This is a genomic window from Tardiphaga sp. (assembly GCF_044336785.1).
Taxonomy (GTDB): domain Bacteria; phylum Pseudomonadota; class Alphaproteobacteria; order Rhizobiales; family Xanthobacteraceae; genus Tardiphaga.
Map to the genome: position 1 here is coordinate 162079 of NZ_JBIIOT010000001.1, position 14184 is coordinate 176262.

Annotated in this window: 15 protein-coding genes; 4 read left to right on the forward strand and 11 right to left on the reverse strand. The window is 63.4% G+C overall.

The window, feature by feature from the left end; all coding sequences use genetic code 11:
• Positions 1 to 12: 12 nt before the first annotated feature.
• Positions 13 to 1146 carry a glycosyltransferase gene (locus ACIQ2A_RS00870; RefSeq protein WP_398474737.1) on the reverse strand — a complete coding sequence of 378 codons (1134 nt, stop codon included), beginning with the start codon at positions 1144 to 1146 and terminating at the stop codon, positions 13 to 15.
• A gap of 295 nt (positions 1147 to 1441) precedes the next feature.
• Between ACIQ2A_RS00870 and ACIQ2A_RS00875 the strand changes: the two genes are divergently transcribed.
• The 3 genes from ACIQ2A_RS00875 to bcsS all read left to right on the forward strand — a co-directional run bounded on the left by ACIQ2A_RS00875 (position 1442) and on the right by bcsS (position 3902).
• Complete coding sequence (locus ACIQ2A_RS00875; protein ID WP_398474739.1) at positions 1442 to 2242, forward strand: DUF72 domain-containing protein; 801 nt, start codon at positions 1442 to 1444, stop codon at positions 2240 to 2242.
• Between the two features lie 13 nt (positions 2243 to 2255).
• A complete protein-coding gene (locus ACIQ2A_RS00880; protein WP_398474741.1) occupies positions 2256 to 2723 on the forward strand; it encodes a DUF488 family protein in 468 nt (155 codons plus the stop codon).
• Between the two features lie 345 nt (positions 2724 to 3068).
• A complete protein-coding gene (gene bcsS / locus ACIQ2A_RS00885; RefSeq protein ID WP_398474743.1) occupies positions 3069 to 3902 on the forward strand; it encodes a cellulose biosynthesis protein BcsS in 834 nt (277 codons plus the stop codon).
• Here bcsS and ACIQ2A_RS00890 read toward each other — a convergent pair.
• The 3 genes from ACIQ2A_RS00890 to ACIQ2A_RS00900 all read right to left on the reverse strand — a co-directional run bounded on the left by ACIQ2A_RS00890 (position 3899) and on the right by ACIQ2A_RS00900 (position 6605).
• Positions 3899 to 5197, reverse strand: coding sequence for an adenylate/guanylate cyclase domain-containing protein (locus tag ACIQ2A_RS00890; RefSeq protein WP_398474745.1), 1299 nt, complete (start codon positions 5195 to 5197; stop codon positions 3899 to 3901). The two genes, bcsS and ACIQ2A_RS00890, sit on opposite strands and share 4 nt — an antisense overlap.
• A 106-nt stretch (positions 5198 to 5303) precedes the next feature.
• The gene (locus ACIQ2A_RS00895; protein WP_398474747.1) at positions 5304 to 5672 is read right to left on the reverse strand and encodes a DUF4189 domain-containing protein; all 369 of its coding nucleotides are present in this window, start codon (positions 5670 to 5672) and stop codon (positions 5304 to 5306) included.
• Between the two features lie 99 nt (positions 5673 to 5771).
• A complete protein-coding gene (locus tag ACIQ2A_RS00900) occupies positions 5772 to 6605 on the reverse strand; it encodes a helix-turn-helix transcriptional regulator (RefSeq protein ID WP_398474749.1) in 834 nt (277 codons plus the stop codon).
• 94 nt (positions 6606 to 6699) lie between these two features.
• Here ACIQ2A_RS00900 and ACIQ2A_RS00905 point away from each other — a divergent pair, with 94 nt between their 5' ends.
• Positions 6700 to 7596: an SDR family oxidoreductase gene (locus ACIQ2A_RS00905; RefSeq protein WP_398474751.1), complete on the forward strand. Its 897-nt coding sequence runs from the start codon at positions 6700 to 6702 to the stop codon at positions 7594 to 7596.
• Positions 7597 to 7726: 130 nt separating this feature from the next.
• Here the strand turns inward: ACIQ2A_RS00905 and ACIQ2A_RS00910 are convergent, their stop codons facing one another.
• The 7 genes from ACIQ2A_RS00910 to ACIQ2A_RS00940 form a co-directional block, all read right to left on the reverse strand.
• Positions 7727 to 9343, reverse strand: coding sequence for an NTP transferase domain-containing protein (locus ACIQ2A_RS00910; protein ID WP_398474753.1), 1617 nt, complete (start codon positions 9341 to 9343; stop codon positions 7727 to 7729).
• Positions 9340 to 10041, reverse strand: a complete 702-nt coding sequence (locus ACIQ2A_RS00915) for an XdhC family protein (RefSeq protein WP_398474755.1) — start codon at positions 10039 to 10041, stop codon at positions 9340 to 9342. The genes ACIQ2A_RS00910 and ACIQ2A_RS00915 overlap by 4 nt, the downstream gene beginning before the upstream one ends.
• A gap of 2 nt (positions 10042 to 10043) precedes the next feature.
• Positions 10044 to 10367: an XdhC family protein gene (locus tag ACIQ2A_RS00920; RefSeq protein WP_211909372.1), complete on the reverse strand. Its 324-nt coding sequence runs from the start codon at positions 10365 to 10367 to the stop codon at positions 10044 to 10046.
• A gap of 11 nt (positions 10368 to 10378) precedes the next feature.
• Positions 10379 to 11581, reverse strand: coding sequence for a VWA domain-containing protein (locus ACIQ2A_RS00925; protein WP_398474757.1), 1203 nt, complete (start codon positions 11579 to 11581; stop codon positions 10379 to 10381).
• Between the two features lie 162 nt (positions 11582 to 11743).
• Positions 11744 to 12652, reverse strand: a complete 909-nt coding sequence (locus ACIQ2A_RS00930; protein WP_398474759.1) for an AAA family ATPase — start codon at positions 12650 to 12652, stop codon at positions 11744 to 11746.
• A 37-nt stretch (positions 12653 to 12689) separates the two neighbouring features.
• Positions 12690 to 13496: an FAD binding domain-containing protein gene (locus tag ACIQ2A_RS00935; RefSeq protein WP_398474761.1), complete on the reverse strand. Its 807-nt coding sequence runs from the start codon at positions 13494 to 13496 to the stop codon at positions 12690 to 12692.
• 43 nt (positions 13497 to 13539) lie between these two features.
• Positions 13540 to 14025 carry a (2Fe-2S)-binding protein gene (locus ACIQ2A_RS00940; RefSeq protein ID WP_398474763.1) on the reverse strand — a complete coding sequence of 162 codons (486 nt, stop codon included), beginning with the start codon at positions 14023 to 14025 and terminating at the stop codon, positions 13540 to 13542.
• Positions 14026 to 14184 lie beyond the last annotated feature (159 nt).

The following is a 14184-nucleotide window of genomic DNA, read 5'->3' on the forward strand; positions in this document are numbered from 1 at the left end:
TATCGGTAGCCGTCACCGCTTGCGCCACACGAACAGGCCGGACATGGCGTAATTCCAGACGACGCCCATCAGCGCGCCGGCAGCACCGGCGATCCACCACACCGGCTCATTGTCGAATACCGACCAGGCGACGCCGACATTGGCGAGCAGGCCCACGCTGCAGACGAGATAGAACAGGATCAGGCCCTGCAGGATGCGGAGGCCCTTCAGGCGCTGGTCGCGATAGGTGAGGAAATTGTTGAGCAGGAAATTGCTGGTCATGGCGCAGAAGGCCGCGATGCCCTGCGCCTCCGCAAAGGGCAGCGCAAAGGCCTCGAGCCCGACAAACAACACGGAGAAATGCACGACCAGACCGATCGAGCCGACCAGCGCGAACAGCAGGAAGCGCAGCGAGACGATGTCGTTGGTGAGCTTTGCGAGAATGAGGCCAAGGAAATCCAGCGCCACCATGGAATCGAGCTTGCTCTCGCCATGCAGGCGCGAGCCGAATGTATAGGGCACTTCCTGGATGCGCAGCGTGCCGCGTGCGGTGGCGACGACGTCGAGCAGGATCTTGAAGCCCTGCGTCGAGAGCTGCGGCGCCAATTGCTCGAAGCGATCGCGGCGGATCATGAAGAAGCCGCTCATGGGATCGGCGACGCTGACGCGCAGCACCTGCTGGGCGAGAACAGTCGCGAATTTGCTGAAGCCGGCGCGCTTGTTGTCAAAACTGTCGGCGCTGCCGCCGTCGATATAGCGGCTGCCGATGACGAGATCGGCGTGGCCTTGCTCGATCAGGCCGAGCATTTTTGCGAGCTGCGTTTCGTCATGCTGCAAATCGCCGTCGATGACAGCGGCGCACGGCGCAGAGGATGCCAGCATGCCCTCGATACATGCACCGGACAGGCCGCGGCGGCCGATGCGGCGGATGCAGCGAACGCGCGAATCGGTCCGCGCCAGATCGCGCACGGCATCCGTGGTGCCATCGGGGGAATTGTCGTCGACGAAAATGACTTCCCACGCGATGCCCTTGAGGGCTGCGTCGAGGCGCTGGACCAGGGTGGCCACATTGCCGCGCTCGTTGAAAGTGGGGACGACGACAGAAAGCTGCAGCGGCATGCCCGCGCGCTCGACCTGTCCGTTCCCAAGTGTGATGGCATCGCTCATGGCGCCAGCATATATCTGCCGGGCGACAGCCTGCCAAGGCGCAGCGGGAACGCGTCAACCGTTTGATTGTATGCGGGAAACGGGTGGCATTGCCCGTGGCAACAGCCCAAAATGCAAACGACCCCGAACAACCCGGCGCACGTACATCCGGCGCGCCTATCCCATTTAAGGTCTTGGTCATTCAAGGTCGTCTCGGCCGCGGAGCTATTAAGCATCGACGTTGCCGTTGAATGAGAGATAGGAATGGGTTGGCCGTTCCGCAAGGGGTGGCCGCAAGAAACCTGGAGGACCTGGAATGGCAGCGAAAACCGGCAAAATCCGCATCGGCATCGGCGGCTGGACCTTCGAGCCCTGGCGCGGGACGTTTTATCCGGACAAGCTGACGCAGGCGAAGGAACTCAACTACGCCGCCTCGAAACTGACCTCCATCGAGATCAACGGCACCTATTACGGCTCGCAAAAGCCGGAGAGCTTTCGCAAATGGGCGAGCGAGGTGCCGGATGATTTTGTCTTCTCGCTAAAGGGCCCGCGCTTCGCCACCAACCGCAAAGTGCTGGCCGAGGCCGGCGACAGCGTGAAGCGGTTCTATGATTCCGGCGTGCTCGAACTCGGCGACAAGCTCGGCCCGGTGCTGTGGCAGTTCATGCCGACCAAGAAATTCGACGAGGCCGATTTCGGCGCCTTTCTCGACCTGCTGCCACGTGAACTGGATGGCCGCGCGCTGCGCCATGTCGTCGAGGTGCGGCATGACAGTTTCTGCACGCCGGCTTTCATTGCCCTGCTCCGCGAGCACAAGATCCCCGTGGTGTTCTCGGAACACGCGACCTATCCCGCGATCGCCGATGTCACGGCCGATTTCGTCTATCTGCGTCTGCAGAAAGGCGAAGACTCGATCCCGACGGCATACGCGCCGAAGGCGCTGGATGCCTGGGCCAAACGTTTTCAGGATTTTGCCGGCGGCAGCGAGCCGGCCGACCTGCCGCGTGTCAGCGATGGCAAGGTGAAGAAGCAGCCGCGCGATGTATTTGCCTATGTCATCCACGAAGCCAAGGTGCGCGCGCCGCATGGCGCGATGGCGCTGATCGAGCGGGTGTAGTCAGGAGCAGCGCATGGCCAAGGCGCGACAGACAAAACTCTTCACCATCGGCTATGAGCAGACGCCTTCGAAAGCCGTGCTCGACGAGTTGGAAGCCGCCGGCGTGAAGCTGCTGGTGGATGTCCGCGCTGTCGCCGCTTCGCGCCGGCCGGGATTTTCAAAGTCGCAGCTCAAGGCCGGGCTCGACGAGCGCGGCATCGGCTATGTGCATCTCCGCGGCCTGGGCACGCCGAAGGAAGGCCGCGAGGCGGCGCGGTCGGGCAATATCGCTCAGCTGGAGAGAGTGTATAGCGCGCATCTCACGACGCCGCAGGCGCGCGAGGAGATGGACGAGCTTGCCGCGCTGGTGATGAAAGCGGGTCCGGTCTGCGTGCTCTGCTATGAGCGCGACCATACGCACTGTCATCGGCGCTGGATCGCGGAGATCATCGAGGATCGTGAGGGTGTCGCGATCGAGAATTTGGTGACGCCGCAGGTGTAAGGTCGGTGTTTGCGGCCGTCCTTCGAGGCTCGCCCTGCGGGCGAGCGCCTCAGGATGACGGGAGAGTGTGTGGCGAGAGGTGAAACGAGCTGCTCACATCGCAAGCCCCCTGCTCCGCCGTCATCCTGAGGCGCGAGCCCTTGCGAGCCTCGAAGGATGGGCCGCAGGCGACGGCGCCTGTCGCCGCCCTTGCCAAGCGGCCACCTAAAATATTCTTCCGGTGTTCTCCCATCGTTCACTTATCCACACTGGACGTCGGCTTATCCCCAGATAATCTACCTTAAGTTGAATTAACGGTTGCATTCTGTTGCGTTGGGTGGGGGCTCGATGCGTTGGGAACGGCTGATGCGAGGCGCGGGGCTGGCCTTGGCCCTCACCATGGCGGGCACTGCCAGCGCCCAGGAGGAGATCGACGAGCTCGATCTCGAATTCAACATCCTGCCCTCCGCCCGGTCGAAGTCGTTCTGGTCGCAACTCACCGACAACCGCGCGACGCGCAAGCGACCGTTCGACTATCTGTCCGGCGGCATGCCCGACAAGCTCGTCTATTTCGGCGGCATCGACGCCTCGAAATGGAGTTTTGGCGCCTTCGCTGGCGTGCAATGGATGCCGAGCGGCTTCGATCGGGAGGGCTTCATCCTGCGCCTGTTCGTCTCCGAAAGCCTGGAGCGCTACACCGACCGCTTCGGCAGATACGACACCCAGATCGGCCGCGCCTTTGTGCTGCCCGGCTACATGATCCGCGCCGGCCGACTGGAAGCGCAGTTTCTCGTCGGTCCCGATGCGGAAGTTGATTTCTTTTTCCAGAACGGCCGTCCCGATCGCTGGCGTCCGCGCTTCGGGCTGCGCGGCATCGCCGATCTGTGGTGGGAGCCGACATCCGAATTGATGGTGCAATATGCATTGTCCGGCACCACCATCGATTCCGGTTACACCACGCGCATCGCCGCAGGCTGGCGGTTGTTCGACTCATTCTGGATCGGACCGGAGGCCGCTCTGTCGAGCGACTATTTCAGCCGGCAGACACGCCTCGGCGTTCATCTCACCGGGCTGCGCACCGACGAGTATGAGTGGACCTTCGCCGCCGGCCGCGTCTCCGACGATTTCGGCCGCGACGGCCTCTATGGCCGCTTCGGCATCATGCTGCGACCGAAGCGGGCCCCCTTCTTCGACAACTAGCCAAGCTGCCACACCGCTTGCGGTCGCTCATAGCCACGGATCTGGACATCGCCGAGAAATGTCGCGTCGCGTGCTGATTCACCCGCGGCATCGCGCACCGCGGCGGAAATCAGCAGCTGCGACCCGAACTCCTTGTTCAGCGCCTCGAGGCGGGCGGCGAAATTCACGGTGTCGCCCATGACGGTGTATTCCTTGCGGCGGGGCGAGCCGACATTGCCGGCGATGACCGCGCCCATATGGATGCCGATGCCGATCCGCAGCGGCCAGGCGCTGCCCGTGTTGTTCTCTTCCAGCGCCGCCAGCATTTTTCGCGCCGCATCGACGGCGCATTGCGCGGCGTGCTCGTCTTCGATCGGCGCGCCGAACACCGCGAGAAATCCGTCGCCGAGAAACTTGTTCACGATGCCGGAATGGCTGTCGAGCACATCGACCAGAATCGCAAAGGCTTCATCGAGGCGCTCCACCACCTGGCGCGGCGTGTGGACGCGCGTCGCGGCGGTGAAATTGCGGATATCGACGAACATCACGGCGACCTGCCGCATCTCGGTGGTCGGTGCCGCACCGCTGGCAAGCAGGCGCTCCACAACTTGCGGCGACACATGCTGGCCGAACAGATTGGTGACATGATCGCGCGCGGCGGTGGCCGCGATGCTCGCCTCGAATTGCCGCCGCAACTGCATGCCGACCGCGCCCGCCAGCACGCCACCGACCAAAAGCATGATGGCACGCACGAACTGGAACGGGCCTTCCGGCATCGGCTCGAAGGCGAAGCCGGCTGGCTGATACAGCATGGCCAGCGCGAACATCTCCGCCGCCGCCACGAAGCCGGTGAAGGTGGATAGCCAAAAATCCAGCCGCAGCGTCGAGAGAATGATGAAGACGAAATAGGTCAGCGGGGCAGCGAAAGCGAGTGCCGTATTCGCGCCCATCCAGGTCATATGCAGATAGAGCGCGGCGGTCGGCACGCTGGTTTCGATCAGCGCACTGAGATAGCGCCGCCCGACCGGCACGTCCTTGTTCTGCGCGACCCGGCGGCCGACCAGATAGAGGCCGAGTAACTCGAACGCCAGAAACGGCAGGAAGATGACATAGGTCGAGCCAAGCTCGAACCCGCCCTTGGAAATGCCGATGAAGACATCGGGCAGAACCATCTGCACGAGGGTCACCAAGACAGTCAGGATGGCCACTGTTGCGATGACCGCCTTGATGCGCAGCTGCTCGGTGAGCAGCACCTGACGGTTCAAGGCGTCGCGGGCCGCCTGAAGCTCGGGGCTTTCGGCAGCGGGTGTGAACATGGTTCGTCGGAGCGGCATCATCGGCGCCAGAATAACCGCCGATGGCGGATTCAACGAGGCCAAATATGGGGAGCCTCGTCGCGGATATTGCCGACGTTGAAACGAGCTAGCCCTTGCCGTCACAGGCCCAGGCGCGGATGACACATTCCTTGCCGCCATGCTCGTAGCACTTCTTGGTGGCCTCGTTCAGCGTCGAGGAAATGCGCGGAGCCACGGCATAACCATGAGCACCGCAGGGATTGGCCATATCCACCGCCAATGCCGCGCAAGCACGGTTCATGGTCAGCGTGGTGCAATCGCCCTTGCAGGCCTTCTTGGCCGCAGCGAGTGCAGACGATTGCGCCGGATGGTCATAAGCCTGGCCATAGGCGCCGCATTTACCGATGGCGAGCGCACCGGCACCAATTGCCGGTTGCAGGGATGCAAGACTGAAAATGAGCGTAACGACAAAAAACGCGCGAGAGCGCGCAGCCATATGAGATGACAATTTCCCCTCCCCCGAGGTGCAGTCGGCACGACGTTACCGCGAGGGAGTTTCGACTTGGTGAATGAAGGGAACCTTCCGCGACGAAGCTTACGGCAAACGACTGTGGGAGCGTATCCGTTCGAGATCTTCGGGGTCCACCGGATTGTAGACCACCATGGTGAGATCGGTACGACCATCGATCACGAAAGCAGAATATTCGAAGGTTAGCGGACCCAAAGCGGGATGACGGATACGCTTGACGCCATCGCCATGCGGGGCCTGCACGTCATTGTCGCGCCACATACTCGCAAATTCGGGGCTGAGGCGGCACAGCTCGTTCACGAGCGGCTCGACCTCGGCGGTGGCGCCGGCGCGGGAGGCATCGATCCTGAACGCACCGACGACAAAGCGCGCCACGCTGTGCCAGTCATATTGCGCGGCCCGCGAACGCGGATCGAGAAAGACGAAACGCAGGATGTTGCGCTGCTCGGGCGGCAGCGCGCCGTAGTCGGTGAGCATCACCGTCGCCGCTCGATTCCACGCGACCACATCCCAGATCGCCGTTCGGATCAAAGCCGGACTCGGCTCCAGCGCATCGAGCACGCGTTGTAGCCGCGGCGTGACGCCTTCGCTTTTGCGATAGCGCACTTCGGGCGGACGACCGAGACCGATCAGAAACAGATGCTCGCGCTCGACATCCGTCAGCATGAGCGCGCGCGAAATACGGTCCAGCACATCGGCGGATGGCGCGCCGCCGCGGCCCTGTTCGAGGAAGGTGTACCAGGTCGAACTGATATTGGCGCGCTGCGCCACCTCTTCACGACGCAGACCGAGCGTGCGCCGTCGCGTGGTCGAAAAGCCGAAAGCCGCCGGATCAAGCCTGGTCCGGCGGTCGCGGAGATAGTCTCCAAGAGTGTTGTCGCTCGCTGGAAGGACGCTCATCCTGTCAACCATTATACTATGATAAAGTCTCGACTTTACCATGATATCCGAAGCCGCCAATTTTGTCCCGCCAAAACAAGAGCGGAGCCTTTTCATGCGCGTATTCGTCACCGGGGCCACCGGATTCATCGGTCTGGCCACCACCAGGGATCTGATAGCCGCCGGCCATGAGGTCATCGGGCTATGCCGGTCCGAAACCAAGGCGCAGGCGCTGGCCGAGACCGGCGCCGAGGTTTATCGCGGCTCGATCGACGACCTCGATGGATTGAAGGACGGACTGGCCCGGGCGGATGGCGTGATCCATCTCGCCTTCAAGCACGATTTTTCGAATTTCGTTGCCAACTGCCGCGATGACCGCCGTGTCGTCACCGGACTTGGTGCCGCGCTCAAGCGCTCCGACCGGCCGCTGATCGTGACCTCGGGCACCGGCCTCGCCAGCACCGTACCGGGCGAGGCCGCCAGGGAGGACAATGCGATCATCGGATCGGACCAGCATCCGCGCGCGATCTCCGAGGAAGCTGCGGCCGATGTGGCGGCCACGGGCGTGAATGTGTCCGTGGTCCGGCTGCCGCAGGTGCATGATCCCCGCCGGCAGGGGCTGATCTCACCAGCCATCGATATCTATCGGCAGCAAGACGCCTGCGCCTATGTCGGCGACGGCGCGACGCGCTGGCCGGCCGCGCATGTGCTGGATGTCGCCCGCCTCTACCGACTTGCAATCGAGAAGGCGGAGCCCGGCGCAAAATATCATGCCGTCGCAGAAGAAGGCGTGACGCTGCGGGCAATCGCGGAAACCATCGGCAAGCGGCTCGATCTGCCCGTGAAGTCGATCGCACCTGAAGAGGCACCGGCGTTCTTCGGCTGGCTCGCGATGTTCGCCACACATGACGTGCCGGCGTCGAGTGCGCAGACACAGGAGAGGCTGAAGTGGACGCCGACGGGACCGGGTCTGCTGGAGGACCTGGCGCAGTTGGTTGTCGAGGACGCTTAAGCCAAGCATCTCACTGTCATCGCCCGGCTTGACCGGGCGATCCAGTACACACCGGTGGAGCGATAAAAGCGCGAATGCCGGCGTTTACTGGGTCACCCGCCTTCGCGGGTGATGACAGCTGGAGTGTAGATCACACGGCAACAGACCCGCTTCTCGCTTCTTCCAGCGCCTGCGGCGTGTCGATGTCGAGGAAGGCACCGCGGCCTTCGACGGGGACATCGGCGACGACTTCTGCATGTTTGACGATCAGATTGCGCGCGCCGATATCGCCGTCCAGCGTCATCAATTCCGGGAAGAAACGGCGTGACCACAGCACCGGATTGCCGCGGCGGCCCTCGCTGACAGGGGCTGCGATGAGATGACCACGATCCGGCGCGAAAGCGTCGATCAGGCGGTCGATCAGCTTGGTGTCGATCAGCGGCATGTCGCCGAGACAGACCACGGCACCATCGGCATCGCGCGGCACGGCGGCGATGCCGGCTTTCACCGAACTGGCAATGCCATCGGGATAATCGGGATTGTAGACGAAGGTGACGTTGAGGCCGCGCAACGCCTTCTCGACCTCCGCGGCTTCATGGCCGGTCACCACGGTCACGCTGCTCGCTTTCGATTTCATCAGGTGTTCGGCAACGATACGCACCAGCGGCTTGCCGTTGAGGTCGGCAAGCAGCTTGTTGGGGCCACCCATCCGCGTGCCGCGGCCGGCGGCGAGAATGAGTGCGGCGACGCTACGCTTGCCATCGCTTTCAACCGGCACGCGCGGCTGCGGGCGGGTGATGATCTCCATCAACAGACCACCGACGCCCATGCCAACGAGATCGGCGCGCGTGACTTCCAACCCCGCCAGCAGGCGCATCAGCACCCAGTCAAATCCGTTCTCGACGGGTGAGCGCGCACAGCCGGGGGCGCCGAGGATCGGCACAGCGCCGGCCTTGCCGATCAGCAGCAGGTTGCCGGGGTCCACCGGCATACCGAAATGCTGGATGCTGCCGCCGATCGCCTCGATGGCGGACGGAATGACGTCGCGGCGATCGGCAATGGCGGAGGCACCGAACACGATGACGAGTTCGGCACCGAGCCGCAGCAATTCGTCGATGGTTTTTGCCAGCACAATCTCGTCATGCGGCACGCGGCGCTCGGCGATGATCTTTGCGCCGGCCGGCGCGAGACGTTCCTCGGTCACGCGCAGGGTCTTGTCGATGACTTTTGGCGACAGGCCGGGCAGCAGCGTGGAGACGATGCCGACTTTTCTCACCTTGTAAGGCGCGACCCGCATCGCGGTGCTGCCCGCGGCCGTCACGGCTGCATCGCGCAAGGTGGCGGCGACGCCGAACGGGATCAGCTTCACGGTGGCGATCATCTCGTTCTCGACCACCGGCTTGAACGCATCGAGGGTGGCGAAGGTGATCGCTTCGTCCACGCCATTGATGCGATCGACAGCGGCGCGATCGATCACCAGCACGCCGGGCTTGGCGGCAAACAGATTGGCGCGGCCGGTAAAGGCGCGCTCCACAGTGACGCCCTCGCCGGCCACCGCCTGCGCGATGCTGGCAGCCGCAGCGTCTTCCGAGACATCGCCATCCTCAAGACGAACGACGACAACTTCCTTGACGCCGGCGCGCGTGAGCGCAGCGACCTCGTCAGCACCGATGGCGGTGCCCTTCTTGAGAACAAGATCGCCTTGCCGCAGGGTATGAACCGTCACGCCGCCGAGCGCGTCGGCCGGGCTGGCCGGACCGAACTTCATGCCGCAGCCGCCTTCGCGTCTTTAGGCAGACGCAACTCGGCGGTGATCTCGGCCATGATCGAAACCGCGATCTCGGATGGCGAGACGGCGCCGATATTCAGGCCGATGGGCGCCTTGATCCTGGCGAGATCGGCATCCGTTGCACCCTGCGCCTTCAGGCGATCGAGGCGCTTGGCATGCGTCTTCCGCGAGCCGAGGGCGCCGATATAGAAGCAGCCCTTTTCGAACGCGTGCAGCAGCGCGGGATCATCGATCTTGGGATCATGGGTCACCGCGACAAAGGCCGTCCAGCGATCGATACCGAGCGGCGGCAGTGCCTCGTCCGGCCATTCGGCGATCAGATTCACATCGGGGAAGCGCTCGGGGCTGGCAAAGGCGGTGCGCGGATCGACGACCGTGACGTCGTAGTCGAGCGAACGGGCCAGCGGCGCAAGCGCCTGGCTGATATGGACGGCGCCGATAATCACGAGTTTTGCGGTGGGTGCATAGACATTGAGAAACTGCTTCTTGCCGTCCACCTCGACCATGGCGCTCTTGCCCATGCGCAGCTGTTTCTCCAGCTCCGCATGCAAGGGGTCGGCGGCGAAGTCTACCGCCTTCACCAGGCGTTGTATACCGTCGGACATATCGGTCACGACGATGACCGGCCGGCGCGCGGCGCGCTCGGCATTGAGCAGCGCCAGTGTCTCGGTTTTCACGATCAGCCTACCTTTTCGACAAAAACGCGGATGGTGCCGCCACAGGACAGACCGACATTCCAGGCGGTCTCGTCGGCCACGCCGAATTCCAGCAGTTTCGGCTTGCCGCTCTCGATCACATCGAGCGCTTCGGTGACCACGGCGCCCTCGACGCAGCCGCCGGAGACGGAGCCGAGAAACGTGCCGTCATCATTGATGACCAGATTGGAGCCGGCCGGGCGCGGCGCCGAGCCCCAGGTCTCGACCACCGTGGCCAATGCCACGCCGTGGCCGGCCTTTTGCCAGGCTTCGGCGGCCTGCAGGATGTCTTCTTCGCGATTGAGCATCAGACTTATCCTTATGCAGCGGGGCGGATCAGCGGACGGTGATGGCCGGAGGCCGGCGCAGACAGCGCCTTGATCAGCCCGTCGATGGACGTCAAATTATGCACCGGACGGAATTCGTCAACGTGCGGCAGCATCATTTTGATGCCTTGGGCTTTCGGCTCAAAGCCATCGAAGCGCAGCAGCGGGTTCAGCCAGATCAGTTTCCGGCAGGAGCGATGCAGCCGGTCCATCTCGAAGGCAAGCTGCGAATCCGCCTCGCGTTCGAGCCCGTCGGAGATCAGCAGCACGATGGCGCCCTGCCCGAGCACGCGGCGGCCCCACAGCTTGTTGAAATTGTGCAGCGACGCCGAGATGCGCGTGCCGCCGGCCCAATCCTCCACCGAGGCCGTGCAAGCGGCCAGCGCTTCATCGGGATCGCGTGCCCGCAACGAGCGGGTGACATTGGTGAGGCGGGTGCCGAACAGGAACACCGAGACACGCTTGCGCGCATCGGTGACGGCATGCAGGAAATGCAGGAACAGGCGGGTATATTCGCTCATCGAGCCGGAAATATCGAGCAGTGCCACGATGGGCGCCGGCTTGTCGATCAGGCCAAGGCGGCGGAGATCGACGATATCGCCGCCGGTGCGCAGCGACGCGCGGAGCGTGCGGCGCAGATCGAGCCGTGCGCCGCTCTTGTCTGGCCGGGTGCGGCGGGTGCGCAACTCCGCCTGCGGCAACCGCATATTGGCAATGGCGCGGGTAACCTCGGCAATCTCCGCAGCACTCATCTGCGCAAAGTCTTTCTTCTGCAGCACTTCGCGATCGGAGACGGAGAGCTTGATCTCCTGCTCCTGCGGCGCTTCCCGCTCCTCGCCTTTCGACGGCTGCGCCATTGCCTCCTGAACACGACGCGAGGCCGGTGGCGGCTTGCGCTTGGCATCATCCGGCAGCGGCACGGAATCGAGCATCTGCTTCCAGTCTTCCTCGGCGCGGAAGAACAGGTCGAAGGCCTGCTGGAAGATCAGCGCGTGGTCGTGGCGCTTGACGAAAATGGTTTCGAGGGTGGTGAACACATCGGCGCGCTTGCCGATCTCGATCAGCTGCAACGCCGCAAGCGCATCGATGGCAGCACCGGGGCCGACCGGGAGACCTGCCTTGCGGAGCGCGCGGGCAAAGCCGATGACATTGTCGGCCATCTGCCCGGTCGGTGGATTGAGATGATCGATGGGCATGGCTTAGCTCTCTGACACTCCATCCAAAACACCGCCCTCATGGTGAGGAGGCGCCGACTTCGGCGCCGTCTCGAACCATGACTGCACCTGGCGCCATCCTTCGAGACGCGGCCGAAGACGGCCGCTCCTCAGGATGAGGGCTGAGTGTGCGGTCGGCATAGCCTAGTCCGCCGTCGCTTCCTTGATCACCTTCGCCAGCGCATCGCCCTGCATGCGCTGGATGTCGTCCTGATACTTCAGCAACGCGCCCAGCGTATCGCCCACCACCTGCGGCGTCAGCGAGCGCGCGTCGAGTTCGGTGAGTGCCGTCGCCCAGTCGATGGTCTCGGCGACGCCCGGCGACTTGTAGAAATCCTGATCGCGTAGCTTCTGCACGAAGGACACCACCTGCTGCGACAGCTTTGCGGAAATGCCGGGCACGCGCGACTTGACGATGGCAAGTTCGCGATCGGCGGCGGGGTAATCGACCCAGTGATACAGGCAGCGTCGTTTCAGCGCGTCATGAATTTCACGCGTGCGGTTCGAGGTGATGATAACGATCGGCGGCGCCGGCGCCTTGACGGTGCCGAGTTCCGGGATCGTGACCTGGAAGTCCGACAGGATTTCGAGCAGATACGCTTCAAAAGCTTCATCGGCGCGATCGAGCTCGTCGATCAGCAGCACCGGCGCCCCGTTCACATCCGGCTCCAGCGCCTGCAGCAGCGGGCGCTTGATCAGATAGCGATCGGCAAAGATGTCGCTGGCGAGTTGGTCGCGATCGCGCTCGCCGGCGGCTTCCGCCAGCCGGATCGCGATCATCTGCGAGGCGCTGTTCCACTCATAGACGGCGGAGGAAACGTCGAGGCCTTCATAGCATTGCAGCCGGATCAGCTTGCGGCCAAGCGCGGCCGACAGCACCTTTGCGATCTCGGTCTTGCCGACGCCGGCCTCGCCTTCGAGAAACAGCGGCCGGCCCATGCGCAGCGACAGATAGGCCACCGTCGCCAGCGAGCGCTCGGCAAAATAATCGCGCTTGGTGAGCAGATCGAGCATGCCATCGACGGAGGTGGGAAGCGCCGATGGTGCAGTCATGAAGAGAACCCTATCTCAAAAGTGCGGACCTGATGGATCAGGCCCGGTTGTTGGCATCATCGACCGCGCGCTTGGCCAGCACGCCGATCAGATGCGCACGATACTCGGCGCTGCCGTGCAAGTCACTGTTGAGGCCATCGGGCGAGACCGCGATGCCATCCAGTGCCTTCGGCGAGAAACGCTTCTGCAGCGCCGCTTCAAAAGCCTCGACGCGGAAGACGCCATCGGAGCCCGCGCCCGTCACCGTCACGCGCACACCCGAGGGCAGTCGCGCGACGAACACGCCGACCAGCGCATAGCGCGAGGCCTGGTTGCGGAATTTCTGATAGGCCGCCTTCTTCGGCAGCGGGAACGAGACCTTCGTGATGATTTCGTCCGGCTCCAGCGCCGTGGTGAACAGGCCCTGGAAAAACTCTTCCGGCTTCAGCTTGCGCTTGTTGGTGACGATGGTCGCGCCAAGCGCCATCACGGCCGCGGGGTAATCCGCGGTCGGATCGTTATTGGCGAGCGAGCCGCCGATGGTGCCCTTGTGGCGGACGGCGGGATCGCCGATCAGCGCGGCGAGTTCGGCGAGCGCGGGGATGGCTTCGGCGACGGTCGCCGAACTGGCAACATCTGCATGTTTGGCGAGTGCGCCAATCACCAGCGAGCGCCCCTTGATCTCGATGCCGTCGATGCCCTCGATATGGGAGAGATCGACCAGATGCGGCGGGGCTGCGAGACGCTGCTTCATCACCGGCACCAGCGTGTGGCCACCGGCGATCAGCTTGGCATCTTCATTCTTGGCGAGGAGATTGGCAGCCTGCCGCACGGTCGACGGGCGATGATATTTGAATTCGTACATGAGGAGATCCCTGGGCGCGCTTCGCGTTTATCGTTGAACGTTCTCAGGCGAGGTCGGACTTTTCCATCGCCTTGGCACCCGCAGCGATCGACGCCACGATGTTCTGATAACCGGTGCAGCGGCAGAGATTGCCTTCGAGTTCTTCGCGGATCACATGGTCCTCGAGATCGTGGCCCTTGCGGTGGACGATATCGATGGCGGTCATGATCATGCCCGGCGTGCAGAAGCCGCATTGCAGGCCGTGGTTCTCGCGAAACGCCTCCTGCATCGGATGCAGTGGCGCGCCGTCCGCAGCGAGACCCTCGATGGTCTTCACCTCGTGGCCATCGGCCATCACGGCGAGTGTGGTGCAGGCCTTCACGGCCTTGCCGTCGAGATGCACGACGCAGGCGCCGCATTGCGAGGTGTCGCAGCCCACATGGGTGCCGGTCAGCCGCAGTTCTTCGCGCAGGAATTGCACCAGCAGGGTGCGTGGATCGATATTCTTGGCAACGGGATTGCCATTCACGATCATCGAGACTTTTGCCATATGCACTCTCTGTCATCCCTGCGGGCCATCGCATGGCTGCACGGTTCTTAAAATCGTTCCAAATGCATCATATGGACGAAGTTTTGGCTCCGCAACCGCGGGGGAACGCGGTGAGATGCGCGTTTTATGCGGACATCAAGAGAGTGTGATGGCTTACCT

Coding starts and splice junctions, on each gene's coding strand:
- ACIQ2A_RS00870 (WP_398474737.1), bottom strand. CDS start 1,146: ATGAGCGATGCCATCACACTTGGGAACGGACAGGTCGAGCGCGCGGGC.
- ACIQ2A_RS00875 (WP_398474739.1), top strand. CDS start 1,442: ATGGCAGCGAAAACCGGCAAAATCCGCATCGGCATCGGCGGCTGGACC.
- ACIQ2A_RS00880 (WP_398474741.1), top strand. CDS start 2,256: ATGGCCAAGGCGCGACAGACAAAACTCTTCACCATCGGCTATGAGCAG.
- bcsS (WP_398474743.1), top strand. CDS start 3,069: ATGCGAGGCGCGGGGCTGGCCTTGGCCCTCACCATGGCGGGCACTGCC.
- ACIQ2A_RS00890 (WP_398474745.1), bottom strand. CDS start 5,197: ATGTTCACACCCGCTGCCGAAAGCCCCGAGCTTCAGGCGGCCCGCGAC.
- ACIQ2A_RS00895 (WP_398474747.1), bottom strand. CDS start 5,672: ATGGCTGCGCGCTCTCGCGCGTTTTTTGTCGTTACGCTCATTTTCAGT.
- ACIQ2A_RS00900 (WP_398474749.1), bottom strand. CDS start 6,605: ATGAGCGTCCTTCCAGCGAGCGACAACACTCTTGGAGACTATCTCCGC.
- ACIQ2A_RS00905 (WP_398474751.1), top strand. CDS start 6,700: ATGCGCGTATTCGTCACCGGGGCCACCGGATTCATCGGTCTGGCCACC.
- ACIQ2A_RS00910 (WP_398474753.1), bottom strand. CDS start 9,343: ATGAAGTTCGGTCCGGCCAGCCCGGCCGACGCGCTCGGCGGCGTGACG.
- ACIQ2A_RS00920 (WP_211909372.1), bottom strand. CDS start 10,367: ATGCTCAATCGCGAAGAAGACATCCTGCAGGCCGCCGAAGCCTGGCAA.
- ACIQ2A_RS00925 (WP_398474757.1), bottom strand. CDS start 11,581: ATGCCCATCGATCATCTCAATCCACCGACCGGGCAGATGGCCGACAAT.
- ACIQ2A_RS00930 (WP_398474759.1), bottom strand. CDS start 12,652: ATGACTGCACCATCGGCGCTTCCCACCTCCGTCGATGGCATGCTCGAT.
- ACIQ2A_RS00935 (WP_398474761.1), bottom strand. CDS start 13,496: ATGTACGAATTCAAATATCATCGCCCGTCGACCGTGCGGCAGGCTGCC.
- ACIQ2A_RS00940 (WP_398474763.1), bottom strand. CDS start 14,025: ATGGCAAAAGTCTCGATGATCGTGAATGGCAATCCCGTTGCCAAGAAT.